General features: G+C 67.4%; 13 protein-coding genes and 1 riboswitch. Of the genes, 8 read left to right on the top strand and 5 right to left on the bottom strand.

Going from position 1 to position 12,690, the window contains the following annotated elements:
• Positions 1–6: 6 nt before the first annotated feature.
• A riboswitch (TPP riboswitch) is annotated at positions 7–110 on the top strand.
• The 6 genes from thiO to ACWDTF_RS16750 all read left to right on the top strand — a co-directional run bounded on the left by thiO (position 105) and on the right by ACWDTF_RS16750 (position 6,490).
• Positions 105–1,172 (top strand): glycine oxidase ThiO, encoded by a 1,068-nt coding sequence (thiO, locus tag ACWDTF_RS16775; RefSeq protein WP_433256741.1) that lies wholly within the window; start codon positions 105–107, stop codon positions 1,170–1,172. It overlaps the preceding riboswitch by 6 nt.
• On the top strand, positions 1,169–1,366 hold the full coding sequence (gene thiS, locus ACWDTF_RS16770) for a sulfur carrier protein ThiS (RefSeq protein ID WP_240860630.1): 198 nt from the start codon (positions 1,169–1,171) through the stop codon (positions 1,364–1,366). The genes thiO and thiS overlap by 4 nt, the downstream gene beginning before the upstream one ends.
• A complete protein-coding gene (thiG, locus tag ACWDTF_RS16765; RefSeq protein ID WP_449754693.1) occupies positions 1,359–2,135 on the top strand; it encodes a thiazole synthase in 777 nt (258 codons plus the stop codon). The genes thiS and thiG overlap by 8 nt, the downstream gene beginning before the upstream one ends.
• Before the next feature lie 23 nt (positions 2,136–2,158).
• Complete coding sequence (locus tag ACWDTF_RS16760; RefSeq protein ID WP_355276393.1) at positions 2,159–3,088, top strand: ABC transporter ATP-binding protein; 930 nt, start codon at positions 2,159–2,161, stop codon at positions 3,086–3,088.
• Positions 3,085–3,822, top strand: coding sequence for an ABC transporter permease (locus ACWDTF_RS16755; protein ID WP_449754692.1), 738 nt, complete (start codon positions 3,085–3,087; stop codon positions 3,820–3,822). The genes ACWDTF_RS16760 and ACWDTF_RS16755 overlap by 4 nt, the downstream gene beginning before the upstream one ends.
• Before the next feature lie 70 nt (positions 3,823–3,892).
• Complete coding sequence (locus ACWDTF_RS16750; RefSeq protein WP_449754691.1) at positions 3,893–6,490, top strand: LuxR C-terminal-related transcriptional regulator; 2,598 nt, start codon at positions 3,893–3,895, stop codon at positions 6,488–6,490.
• On the opposite strand, the gene ACWDTF_RS16745 is transcribed toward ACWDTF_RS16750, so the two are convergent.
• The 4 genes from ACWDTF_RS16745 to ACWDTF_RS16730 are packed head-to-tail and all read right to left on the bottom strand — an operon-like array spanning position 6,487 to position 9,652.
• Positions 6,487–7,161, bottom strand: a complete 675-nt coding sequence (locus ACWDTF_RS16745; protein ID WP_240860635.1) for a phosphoribosyltransferase — start codon at positions 7,159–7,161, stop codon at positions 6,487–6,489. The genes ACWDTF_RS16750 and ACWDTF_RS16745 overlap by 4 nt on opposite strands.
• 13 nt (positions 7,162–7,174) lie before the next feature.
• Entirely contained in the window at positions 7,175–7,636 is a 462-nt protein-coding gene (locus tag ACWDTF_RS16740; RefSeq protein WP_240860637.1) for a nuclear transport factor 2 family protein, read from the bottom strand.
• A gap of 41 nt (positions 7,637–7,677) precedes the next feature.
• Complete coding sequence (locus tag ACWDTF_RS16735; RefSeq protein ID WP_449754690.1) at positions 7,678–8,562, bottom strand: SCO6745 family protein; 885 nt, start codon at positions 8,560–8,562, stop codon at positions 7,678–7,680.
• 28 nt (positions 8,563–8,590) lie between these two features.
• Positions 8,591–9,652: an EamA/RhaT family transporter gene (locus tag ACWDTF_RS16730; RefSeq protein ID WP_449754689.1), complete on the bottom strand. Its 1,062-nt coding sequence runs from the start codon at positions 9,650–9,652 to the stop codon at positions 8,591–8,593.
• Positions 9,653–9,844: 192 nt separating this feature from the next.
• On the opposite strand from ACWDTF_RS16730, the gene ACWDTF_RS16725 reads away from it, so the two are divergent.
• Complete coding sequence (locus ACWDTF_RS16725; RefSeq protein ID WP_449754688.1) at positions 9,845–11,032, top strand: ATP-grasp domain-containing protein; 1,188 nt, start codon at positions 9,845–9,847, stop codon at positions 11,030–11,032.
• Here the strand turns inward: ACWDTF_RS16725 and ACWDTF_RS16720 are convergent.
• A complete protein-coding gene (locus ACWDTF_RS16720) occupies positions 10,995–12,425 on the bottom strand; it encodes an amidohydrolase family protein (RefSeq protein WP_449754687.1) in 1,431 nt (476 codons plus the stop codon). The two genes, ACWDTF_RS16725 and ACWDTF_RS16720, sit on opposite strands and share 38 nt — an antisense overlap.
• A gap of 76 nt (positions 12,426–12,501) precedes the next feature.
• Here ACWDTF_RS16720 and ACWDTF_RS16715 point away from each other — a divergent pair, with 76 nt between their 5' ends.
• A complete protein-coding gene (locus ACWDTF_RS16715) occupies positions 12,502–12,687 on the top strand; it encodes a hypothetical protein (RefSeq protein ID WP_355276404.1) in 186 nt (61 codons plus the stop codon).
• The last annotated feature ends 3 nt before the right edge of the window (positions 12,688–12,690 follow it).

The following is a 12,690-nucleotide window of genomic DNA, read 5'->3' as shown; positions in this document are numbered from 1 at the left end:
ATGATCGGAGTACATCACGGGAGCCCGGCCGGGCTGAGAGTGCGGAGAAGCCGCAGACCGTCTGACCTGATCCGGGTAATGCCGGCGAAGGAAGGTGATTGCACGTGCAGAGTGTTGCCGTTGTGGGCGGCGGCGTCATCGGGCTGTCCATTGCGCTTGCGGCATCCGACGCCGGTTGGCGTGTGCGGGTCGTCGACGCGGGAGTCGCCGACCGTGCCTCACATGTGGCCGGCGGCATGCTCGGATCGTTGGGCGAGGGCATTCCGGGCGAAGAGACGCTGCTCGCGATGTCCGTCGAATCGGTTCGACGCTGGCCCGCCCTCATCGACCGGCTCGGCGACCCGAACGTCGTGACCGCCACCGATTCGCTGTTCGTCGCCGGTACCGCAGCCGACCTGCACCGTCTCGACCATCTCGCCCGGTTCGTGTGGTCTAAGCAGACCGACGCTCGCACGGTGCTCACCTCGATCACCGGCCGCGACATCCGCGCACTCGAGACGGCGCTGAGTACCCGGCTCGTGGGCGGCTACCGCGCCGAAGGCGAATGGGCACTGGACAATCGGCGGCTCCTGACAGCGCTGCGGGACACGGCCCGCGCGTCGGGCGTCGTGTTCGACGACACGCGAATCGGTTCGCGAGACGCGCTCGACGACGACCAGGTGGTCCTCGCCGCCGGATTGGGCACCAACGCACTATGGCCGCAGGCGCAACTCCAGGCCGCCAAGGGTGAGGTGCTCAGGTTGCGGCGCACGCGGTCCTCGGTGCCACCGCCGCGCCACGTGATCCGCGCGGCGGTCGGCGGCCGCAATGTGTACCTGGTGCCTCGTGCCGATGGAATCGTCGTCGGCGCAACGCAATACGAAGCTCCTGTCGATGCCGGCGATATCCTTCCCGAGGCAGGCGGAGTGCTCGACCTGCTCGCCGACGCCACCGAGGTGATGCCGGGGCTGCGTACGTACGAACTCGTCGAGGCGGGCGCGGGCCTACGTCCATGCACGGCGGACGGACTGCCGATCATTCGGCGTCTCGACGAGCGGACCGTGGTCGCAACCGGCCACGGCCGCAACGGAATTGTGCTCGCACCACTCACGGCCGACGAGGTGGTGGGGCTGCTCGGTGATCCGCGGCGGGCACCCACACCGGCGGCAATGACTTCGGGAGGCGAGAGATGACGATCACGGTCAACGGCGAACCGACAGCGGTGGCCCCGGAAACGTCGGTGGCCGCGCTGCTGACGCATCTGGGCCTGCCCGACCGCGGGGTTGCGGTCGCCGTCGACGGCGCGGTCGTCCCGAAAGGCTCGTGGGCGCAATCCATTCCGGATGGTTCGGTGGTCGAGGTCGTGACGGCGGTGCAGGGTGGCTGACTGCACAGATCCGTTGCGGATCGCGGACCGCGAGTTCGGATCACGACTCATCACCGGTACCGGCGGCGCGACGAGCCTGGCGGTCCTCGAACGCGCACTGATCGCGTCGGGCACCGAACTCACCACCGTCGCGATCCGGCGGGTCGACGCCGCGTCGGGCACCGGAGTGCTCGACCTGCTCCGGCGCCTCGACATCGCACCCCTGCCCAACACGGCAGGCTGCCACACGACGGCCGAGGCGGTGCTGACCGCGCAACTGGCCCGCGAGGCCATGGAGACCGACTGGGTCAAGCTCGAGGTGGTCGCCGACGAACGCACCCTCATGCCCGATCCGATCGAACTGGTCGACGCCGCGTCGGCGCTGGTCCGGGACGGGTTCACCGTGCTGGCCTACTCCAACGACGACCCCGTCCTCGCTGCCCGGCTCGAAGACATCGGCGTCGCTGCTGTGATGCCCCTCGGCTCCCCGATCGGCACTGGCCTCGGCATCCTCAACCCGCACAACATCGAGATGATCGTCGCGCGGGTGCAGGTGCCGGTGATCCTCGACGCCGGGATCGGCACCGCAAGCGACGCGGCCCTCGCGATGGAACTCGGTTGCAACGGAGTGTTGCTGGCGTCGGCGGTCACCCGGGCCGACGACCCGGAACGGATGGCCGCCGCCATGCGCCACGCGGTTCTCGCGGGCCGGTTCGCGGCGCAGGCGGGACGGATCCCGCGTCGCTTCTGGGCGGAGGCGTCGTCGCCCGAGCGCGCGACCAGCAGTTGAGTGGGTCACGCTATGGTCGGGGTGTGCTCACAGTCCAGAAGCTCACCAAAGACTTCGGCGACAAGCGCGCCGTCGACAACCTCAGTTTCGAGGTGTCACCCGGGCACGTGACGGGCTTCCTCGGCCCCAACGGTGCCGGCAAGTCGACCACGATGCGCATGATGCTCGACCTCGACCGTCCCACCTCGGGTTCGGTCGCCATCGACGGTCAGCGCTACCAGGATCTCGAGGATCCGATCCGGCAGGTGGGGGCGCTGCTCGACGCCAAATGGGTCCATCCCAACCGGAGTGCGCGGTCGCATCTGCGCTGGCTGGCGGCGGCCAACCGGATTCCGGCGAGTCGGGTCGACGAGGTCATCGAGATGGTCGGTCTGACGTCGGTGGCCACCAAGCGCGCGGGTGGCTTCTCGCTCGGCATGTCGCAGCGGCTCGGCATCGCCGGCGCACTCCTCGGTGACCCGCACACGCTGATGTTCGACGAGCCGGTCAACGGCCTCGACCCCGAGGGCATCGTCTGGATTCGCGGATTCATGCGACAGCTCGCTTCGGAGGGGCGCACCGTTTTCGTCTCCAGCCACCTCCTTGCCGAGATGGCGCTCACCGCCGACCATCTCATTGTCATCGGCCGCGGGCGGCTCATCGCCGACTGCTCGGTCAGCGAATTCACCTCGCGTGCACAGACTTCGGTTCGGGTGCGCGGTCCGCAGCTGGAGGATCTGCACGTCGCGCTGGCCGCGGCAGGCCTGGCGCCGGCGCCCGGTCCCGCCGACGCCAAGGGCCGACCGGTGATGGTGGTGCCCGACACGACCACCGACCAGGTGGGCGACCTGGCCGCTGCGGCCGGGGTGGTCCTGCACGAACTGACCGAGGAGACCGCATCGCTCGAGGAGGTCTTCATGCAGGTCACCGCCGGTGACGTCGAATACCAGGGTGGAACGGGGGTCGTGGCATGATCGCGACGATCGACTCGGAGCGGATCAAGCTCATGAGCACGCGCTCGCCCTACTGGTGCGTGGCGATCGTGGCCGTCCTGGGTCTGGGTCTGGCCGCGCTGATCTCGTCGGGCGGTCCGGTCGACGAGCTCACCGACAACCCGGCGAACGTCTACCTGTTGGGCGTGAACCAGTTCGGTCTCGCCGTCTTGTTGATCATGGCGGTCCTGGGGATCACCACGGAGTACCGCTTCGGAACCATCCGGTTGTCCTTCGAGGCAACGCCCCGCCGTTGGCAGGTGCTCGTCGCCAAGGGGGTGGTGTTCGCGATCGTCGGCCTGGTGGTGACCTTCGTGATCTGCCTGCTGGGTCTGGTCATCGCCAAGCTCTTTGCCGGTGACGACTTCGACCTCACCAGTTCGGATGCCATCCGTCAGCTCTGGGGGACGCCCATCTTCATCGCGTTGGCGATGCTGATCGGCGTGGCGGTGGGTGCACTGATCCGGCAGACGGCGGGTGCGGTGACGATCGTGCTGGTGTGGACGCTCCTCGTGGAGACGGTCGTGATACCTCTGCTGCCGAAGGTCGGGGAGCCGGTGGTGCCGTTCCTCCCGTTCACCAACGGCTGGCGGTTCCTCACCGGCGACACCGGCGATTTCCACTGGAACATCTACGGTTCACTGGTCTACTTTGCCCTGGTCGCGCTGGTGATTTTCGGCGCAGCGATCGCCGTGGTCAACAAACGCGACGCCTGATGTGAACAGTTCGGTCAGACTTGACCGCGGCTGGTGCCGAGACTTACCGATGAGTCTAAAATCTGCAGGCATGTCCGGGAATTGGCCCTTGGTGGAGCGTGAACGCGAGTTCCGAACCATTCAGGCTGCCCTGCGCGGGGAGACCACCGGGTGCGGCGTGGTCCTCACCGGCGATTCCGGCGTCGGCAAGACCACGCTCGCGCGTCATGTCACGGCCGGCTTGTCGTCGGGCGTCCGGTGGGTCGCGGGCACCGAGTCGGCCCGGTCGATTCCGTTGGGCGTCTTCGCGCATCTCGTCGGTCCGGCCACGTCCAGTGATCCCGTGACCTACCTCGCCGCGGCCCGCGAATCGCTACTCGCCGACGGTGACGTGGTCATCGGCGTCGACGACGCCCATCTGCTCGACGAACTGTCGGCGACGCTGCTGCATCAGCTTGCCATCGACCGCGCCGTCCACATCGTCGCCACGGTGCGCAGCGGCGAGGTGGTGCCCGACGCCGTCACCTCGCTGTGGAAAGACAACCACCTCACTCGAATCACCTTGTCACCCTTCACCAAGGAGCAGAGCGTCGACCTCATCGAGTCGGTGCTCGGCGGGCAACTCGAGGAGCATTCGGCCAACCTGATGTGGGAGGCGTCGGGCGGTAACGCGCTCTTCCTCCGGCACATGGTCGACGGTGCACGGCAGGCCAATACGTTGCGGCAGGTCAAGGGGATCTGGCAGTTGCGCGGCCGCGCCGCGATCACCTCCGAACTCGCGTCGCTGCTCGAAGGCCGCATCGAGCAACTCGACGACACCGTGCTCACCGCACTGAAGTACCTGAGCCTGTGCGAGCCCCTCGACATCGACGTCCTGTCCGAACTCGCCGGCGAAGAAGCCGTGGAAGAGGCGGAGATCGCCGGGCTCGTACGCATCGTCCGGGACGGCCGCCGCCTCAACGTCGGCTTCCATCACCCGCTGTTCGGCGAGGTCATCCGCCGCCGCCTGGGTCTGGTGTCCTCGCGGCGCCTGCGTGGCAAGCTCGTCAAGGCTTTGCGTGAACGACCGCGGACGACGCCCGCCGAACGCATCCGGCTGGCCGACCTGGCCATCGAGAGCGACGTCGACATCGACCTCGAACTCCTCGGTGCGGCCGCTCGGGACGCGATGAACCTGGCGCAGATCCCGATGGGCGAGCGGTTCGCGCGCGCAGCGCTCGAGGAGGGCGGCGGACTCGACGAGGCGGAGATGCTGGCCCGGGCCCTGATGTGGCAGGGCCATCCCGACGAGGCCGAGCAGATCCTCAGCCGCTTCGACCCCGACGACTTCGACAACGAGGCGCAGATCCTGCGCTGGGGCGGGCTGCGCGTCGGCAACATGTTCTGGGCGATGGGCGACGCCGACCGCGCCGAAGAGTTCTTGGAGATCCTGTTCGAACGCATCCAGGATCCGGGCCTGCGTCCCATCGTCACCGGTATCGCGTCGGCGTGCGCGCTGTTCGAGAACCGGATCGACGACGCGGTTCGCCTGTCCGACGAGGTGTTCGCCGAGAAGCACACGCTGCCGTGGGCGGTGGAGTGGGCGGTCTTCGGGGGCAGTCTGTCGCGGGCGCTGCGAGGTCAGGGCAGTGCCGTCGAGAAGGTGGCCGGCCGCGGTCGTGGACTCGAGGTCGACGGAATGCTGCGCTTCCCGACCGCTTTCGGCGAGATGCTGGCGCTCACGCTCACCGGTCGGCTCGACGACGGCAATCTGGCCGCCGCGCGCTACGTCGATTTCGCCAACACCGCGCAGTACCTGGGGTGGGCGATGTCGGGGATTCTGGTGGCTGCCGTCGAGATGCCGCAGGGGGCGTGCACCTCGGTCACCCGACGCATGGAGCAAACGCTGGCGATCCTCGACGGCGAGGGCTTCTCACTGTCGTGGAACTACCCCGCCCGTATCTACCTCGCGCAGGCGCTCAGCGCTCTCGGGCAGACCGAGAAGGCCGAGGCCGTCCTCGTGAAGGCGCGCGCCAAGTACGGGAAGAACGTGGCGATCTTCGGTCCGATGCTCGCGATCGCCGAGGCATGGCAGTCGGCTGCGGCCGGAACTCTCACCCGCGCAGTCGAACTCGCCCACGAAGCGGCGGACAAGGCTAGGACCACTGGGCAATTCGCCATCGAGGCCGAGGCGTTGCACACGGCCGCCCGGTTCGGCGACCAAACGGTCGGCGAGCGGCTCGGTGAGCTGGCGCAGCAGGTCGACGGGCCGGTCGTCGCCGTGTACGCGCGGCACGCGACTGCCCTCGCCGAAGGCGACGCCGTCGAACTGGATGTGTGCGCAGCCGATTTCGAGCAACTCGGCATTCGGCTCTCCGCGGCAGACGCCGCCGCCCAGGCCAGCGTCATGCACGACAAAGAAGAGAATCGTTCGGCGACAGTCGCTTCGGCGGCGGTGGCCAACCGCCTCGCGTCGGAGTGCGGAGGACTGCGGACCCCGGCGCTCGTCGAGGCTGCCCGCCCCTTGCCGCTGACCTCGCGCGAACGTGAGATCGCCAACCTGGTGGCGGCCGGACTGTCGAACAAGGAGATCGCCCAGCGACTCACCGTGTCGGTACGCACCGTCGAAGGCCACATCTACCGTGCCTGCACCAAACTCGACGTCACCGATCGCGCCGACATCGCGGCGCTGCTCCTCAAGGACGGTTAGCGCCTCTCCAGCGTGGCAACCACCTCGTCGTCACCTACCTGGGTGAAATCGGCGTACGACTGTCCGACCGCGTGGAACGGCGTCGGAGTCACCGCGACGATCACCTGGTCTGCGCCCGCCGCCCCCATCTGTTCGAAGATGTCCGTGGGTCCGGTGGGCACCGCAACGATCACCCGCGACGCCCCGGCCGCACGCACCGCGTCGATGGCCACCGACATCGACGTCCCGGTGGCCAGCCCGTCGTCGACCAGGATCACCACCCGGTCCGCAAGCGAAAGCGGTTCGCGCCCTGCACGATAGCGCGCCTCGCGGTTGGCGAGGATGCGGCTCTCCCGAGCGAGCGCGGCGTCGAACTGTGCTGTGGTCACACCGAGTCTGCGGGGGATGTCGTCGTTGACCACCACGTGGTTGCCGTGGGTGATCGCGCCCATCGCGAACTCGGGTTGACCGGGTGCCCCGATCTTGCGTACCACCAGAGTGTCGAGTTCGCAGTCCACGGCGTCGGCAACCTCGCGCGCCACCGGGACGCCGCCGCGGGCCAGACCCAGCACGATGATCGGGCCGCGGTCGTCGGAGTCGACGGCAGCCCTAACCCGTTGTCCGAGATCCACTCCCGCGTCCCGCCGATTCCGGAATACGTGGTCGGCGCTGAGCGGCGGCGGCTGCGACATGACGCTCGGAGCCTCAGAGGTGGATGGCAGGTCCGGTCCGGACGGTGAAGCTCGGTAGGTCGCCGAGCGCGACGGTCGCCTCGTAGGTGCGGTCGTACCCGGTTGCGCTGATGCGCCAGCCGTCCGGGGTGCGGCGGTAGCGGTCGGCGTAGAAGGCCGCCCCGATCAGCATGAACGAGAAGTCGGGAACGATGACCCGATCCTGTAGATACCAGCGGCCCGACGCCTCGTCGCCGTCGATGTCGATCTCCGGGTGGTCGACGCGATGCTCGGTGATCACCGCGGGCCCCACGTTGGTGCGCATGTATTCGACCAGTTCGTCACGATCCCCGAACTGCAGGCTCTCCCCGTAGTTTCCGGTCACATCCTTGGTGAGGGTGTCGGCAAAGGCGTCCCAGTCCTTGGTGTCGAGGGCACGCAGGTACCGGTACTTGAGGTTCTTGATCGCGGCGATGTCGTCGGCGAGGTCGGTCATAAGTCAACATCTACTGCGCGCAGCCGTGATCCGTGGCGGATTCAGCCCTTCTTCTTCGTCCCCGGGAGCACGCCCGCGTCGATGACGGCCTTGACGATCGGTCTCGTCCGCTCGACGAGGTCTGCGGCACCGTCCGATGACCAGAGCGATTCCCCGAGTGCGTCGGTGGTGGCCTCGATGTCGTCGTAGAGCGCCCCGCCGTCGGCGCTGAGGCGGTGGCCGTCGTCGGTCCGTTCGGCGAGCCCGGCCGCCACGAGCCGGTCGACGCCGGCCTCCCACTCGTCGTCGCACCAGCCGCGCGTGAGCTGAACGAGCTTACGGCCCAGGACGCGGCGTTTGACCGTCGGATCGGGGAGTTGTGCCTCGTGGAATGCGACGGCGTCGATACCGTGCAATCCGTTGAGGACGAGCGCAGCAATGTGGTTGTCCCCGCGCCACTCTCGGAGAACCGCGACCGCGTACCAGAGCGCTACGACGCTGGACTCGGGCGGCGTTGCGGTCGACCACCCGGCAGCCAGCGCCCGACCCCCGATCGGCAGTCCGACGGCGAGTTCTCGGTAACCGGCGGTCAGCTCGGTGATGGACGGATCGTCGGCGCCGTCGCCGAGGATGGCGCGTAGCTGCTCGTCGAGCATGGCGTCGCGTCGGGCGGCAACGCGATCGAGCCCGACGTCGAGCGCGGCGGTCCAGCTCTTCTCGATCAGTTCGGGAGCGAAGTTGTAGAACGTCGACGTCACGACGGCCGGGACACATGCGCCGAGCGGGGCGCCGCGTGCACCGACGTAGAAGGCGTGCGGGTCGAGTCCGGTGTCGCGCTGGGCATCCCGCAACAGCGGGCTGAAGTAGGCGAGGACGTGAAACGGTTCAAGGGTTTCATAGGCGCTGCGCGACGCGGTGATATCTGACACGGTTCCCACAGTCGTCAAGACTGCTCACCGTGTCAACACCGTCGGATCAGTCCGGCTCGGGGTCCCCGTCGCGGGTGGACCCCGGTTCGGTGCGCGGCGTCAGCCGGATCGGCATTCCGAAGGGGTCGAGGGGGAGGCTGTCGATGTCGTCCTCGCGGGCCGACACGGCGGGTTCGGGTGCCTCTTCGCGGCCGCGCCGCCAGCCGCCTTTCATCGGCGGTGCCTCCCCGAAGTGATCGGGATCGCCCGAGCCGTACCAGGCCACCAGCACCGCTCCGATGACCGCGCCCACAAAGCCGACGATGGCCAGCCAGCCCAGTCCGGGTTGTGCGGTGTCACCCAGGAACAGCACACCCACCAGGCTGGGGCCGGCGGTCTCACCGACGACGAGGACCGCGGTGACACCGTTCACCGCTCCGAGTTGGAGGGCCACTGTCTGCACGAAGAACCCGGTGGCGCCGGCCACCGCGATCGTCCACGCAGCTGGATCTGTGATGAGTGCCACACCGTCGAACGGGTGCACGCCGTCGAAGACGCGGACGCAGATCGCGATGACGCCGAACAGGAACCCCGCGGCCGCGCCGCCGACGATCGCGCCGTGTGGGCCGAGGCGATACACACCGAAGAGCGCGAATGCGCAGAGCACCAGCGTGGCGAAGAACAGACCCCAGTGGAAGGCGCGTTCCTCGCCGCCGCCGGTCTGATGCGACGACGACGCCCCCAGCAGACACAGCGACAGGACCACCAACCAGATAGCAATCCAGTCGCGGGTCTGTAGTGCGATGTTGAGCATGATCGTGCCGAGCAGCGCCGTCACCACGAGATTGGCGGACACGATGGTCTGCGACAGGAACAACGGCAGGAATCGGGCCGCGATCGCGCCGCCGGCGAAGCCGATGACGACCATCATCGTGCCGAGGATGAACGCCGGGTCGACGAATGTCGACATCGTCGACTGCAGCGTGGGTCCGCCCGCGGAATTGGTGTGGTCCTCGCCCTCCTCGCGTGCCTCGGTGGCCACGCGCCGAGCTCCGAGCGCGCGCAGCACCGTCGACATACCATATGCCACCGCAGCCAGACACGCCGAGATGACACCGACCAGGAACATGACCCCACCTTCCGCTGTTACCCGAATACCCGCAGGTCATCGGCTACTGGGTCCCCACGCCCACCTATTCTCCCGGGTGCCCCCGACAAATCGGACACCGACGAGCAACCTAGCAACACAACGGCGAGCGCTGTACTGGATATTCCGCTGCCCTACATAATCTCTACACGCCCTCGGTCTACACTCGCCCCGGTGCACTCCTTCCAACGCGCGCACGAGCGGGATTCTCGACGCGTCCTGATCACTTTCGGCCGGTCATTCCTCACCCTGGAGCTGGCGCGGTTGCTGGCGGCCGGTGGCCATCGCGTCACCCTCGTGGACAGCATTCCGATCGGCGTCGGGCGCTTCTCCAATGCGGTGTCGTCGTTTCATCGAGTGCCGCCACCGAAGTTCGCTCCTCGTGAGTACTGTCACGCGCTGGCGCGGATCATGGAGGCGGAGAAGATCGACCTGCTGATCCCGATCCACGAGGAAACCGACATCATCGCGATGGTGACCGACATCTTTCCGCCGGAATGTCGGTTGTTCCTTTCGGATTTCGAGCTCGAGAACCGCCTTCACCACAAGTACGAGTTCCAGCGATTCCTCACCGAGCGCGGTATCCCCACCCGCAAGTACGCTCAGGTGATCGGCCCGGAAGATGTTCCGGGACTGGACTTCACGGCCCCATTCGCGCTGAAGAAGGTGTACTCACGCGGATCTCAGAAGGTACACAAGGTGATTCCCGGTGAACCGCTGACCTGGCTCGAGCACGACGCCGACAACCCGTGGATCGCACAGGAATGGGCGTCCGGGGACAAATACTGCACCTACTCGGTGTGCCACGAGGGTCGGGTCCGCGCCCACGCGACCTATCCGGTGGACTATGCGATCGACGGCAGCTCCTGCCTCAACTTCACCTCGGCACGGCACGAGGGAATCTTCTCGTGGGTCACCGATTTCGTGGCCGACATCGGCTTCACCGGGCAGATCGGCTTCGACTTCATCGAAGACGAGAACGGACTTTTCTGCATCGAGTGCAATCCCCGCGCGACGAGCGGCATCATGATGTTCTCGCCACACAACCGCGTCGACCGCGCCTTCTTCGACAACGACCCGGACGCACCCGTCATCGAGCCCGACGCCGACGTCAACCGGATGATCGGGCTCGGCATGCTGCTCTACGGATGGCGTCGAGCGGGCCGGGGGGACAACACGATTCGTCAGTTCTGGCGGGACTTCCGGTCGTCCGACGATGTGATCACCTGCCGCGGCGACGAGAAACCGGCCATCATGTTGCCCATCGCCTATGCGGGCATCCTGCGAAGTTGCTTCCGCTACAAGGTCGGTCTGGCAGAAGGATTCATGCACGACCACGAGTGGGATGGTCATCGGATCTGACCTCCACGCGCCGACCGGCCACGTGCACCTCGGCTATCGCGGGCTCGCGCAGTCCCATGAGCAGCGCGAACAAGAGCTGATCGCGCGCATGGTCCGGATCGTCGGAGCGGATCCCGCGTTCGATGGTCGCGGCCAGGGGTGGCCAGCGGCCGGGTTCGATCACCAGGAAGTCGGCATCCTTGCCGACGTCGAAGTTGCCGAACCGGTCCTCCATGTCGAGGGCGCGGGCCCCGGCGAGAGTGCCGGTGAACAGTAGTTCGGCCGGGTGTAGCGAGACGCTGTCATCGCCCGGTTCGGTGATGTGGACCTTGAAGGCGTCTGACAGCACCCGCGAGATCAGCCACTCGTCACCGGCGCCCACATCGGTGCCCGCGGCCACGGTCACCCCGGCGGCGATCGTCCGCTTCCACGGCATCGTTCCTGAGCCCAGGAACAGTTGGGAGACAGGGCAATGCGCGATCGAGGTGCCGGTCTGCGCCATCCGGGCGAGTTCATCGTCGGTGCAGTGCACCGCGTGCGCCATGATGGTGCGACGCCCGAGAAGTCCGGGGCCACCGACCATCGAGCCGGGCAGGAACTTGCCGTCGTAGGTGTCGAGGTACGACTCGACGCCGAAAAGTGCTTTGACCGTGTCGATTTCACCGGTTCCCGGCCGGTTGTTCTCGTTGAGATGGCTGTGCACGTAGACACCGCGATCGCGTACGTCGTCGTAGAGCTCCCCGAGGGACCTCAGCGTGTGCGTGGTGACCGAGAGGGAGAACCGGGGGACGATCGCGACTTGGAGATGCGCGGTGCGCGGATTCCCGGTGTCCGCGCAGTGCCAGCGTGCGATCTCCTCGGCGGTCAGGGCGATCGCCTCGGATTCGGAGGTGATCAGCGCGGCCGCGGTCTCGGGACCGGCGGTCTGGATGCCGCGGCCGCTGACGATGCGCAACCCCGCGCGCTGGGTCTCGGCGAACAACGCATCTTGCGCGGCCGGGAAGGCCGACCCGAACACCATCGCGGCCGTGGTGCCCGAAGCGATCCGGCGGTCGGTGAAGTCGCGTGCCGCCTGTTGCGCGAACTCCGGATCGGCCAGACGTGCCTCTGCCGGGAAGATGCAGTTGTTGAGCCACTCCAGAAGCTGGCCGCCGCCATACGCGTCGGTCGAGTAGACCTGTGGGAAGTGGATGTGGGTGTCGACGAATCCGGGCATCAGAAATGCGGAGCCGTGGTCGATCACCACCTCGCCGGGCAGCGTCGGCCGCTCGGCGCGCGGACCGCAGTACTCGATGGTCCCGGTGTCGGACACCACGAGTGCGCCGTCGGGCAATTCGACGAGCGCATCAGCGGCCCGCTCGACGGTCGGTGACCCGGCGATGTGGAAGATGTGCCCGAGGTGCGTCGTACTCACTCGAACCACACAAGCACAGGTTGGGCCGTTCGGCTCGACGGGAGACAACCACGGTGAGGGGAGTAGACTCCCCGGCATGAAACGCAGGATTTCGCTGAGTGTTGCCACCGTGGCCGCCGCGTTCGGGCTGGCCCTCGCCGCTCCCGCCGTCGCCTCGGCGTCGCCGACCGGTCAGGCGCCTGCCCCGACACCGGCCGTTGGTTCGCTGTCGATCTGCTTCGGCGTGCCGATCGGACCGATCAGCATCTCCATCTGCATCTGACGG

The organism is Gordonia sp. NPDC003422 (assembly GCF_053588675.1).
The sequence above is the reverse complement of the archived record's forward strand: the minus strand, read 5'-3'. Positions and strand labels throughout refer to the sequence as shown.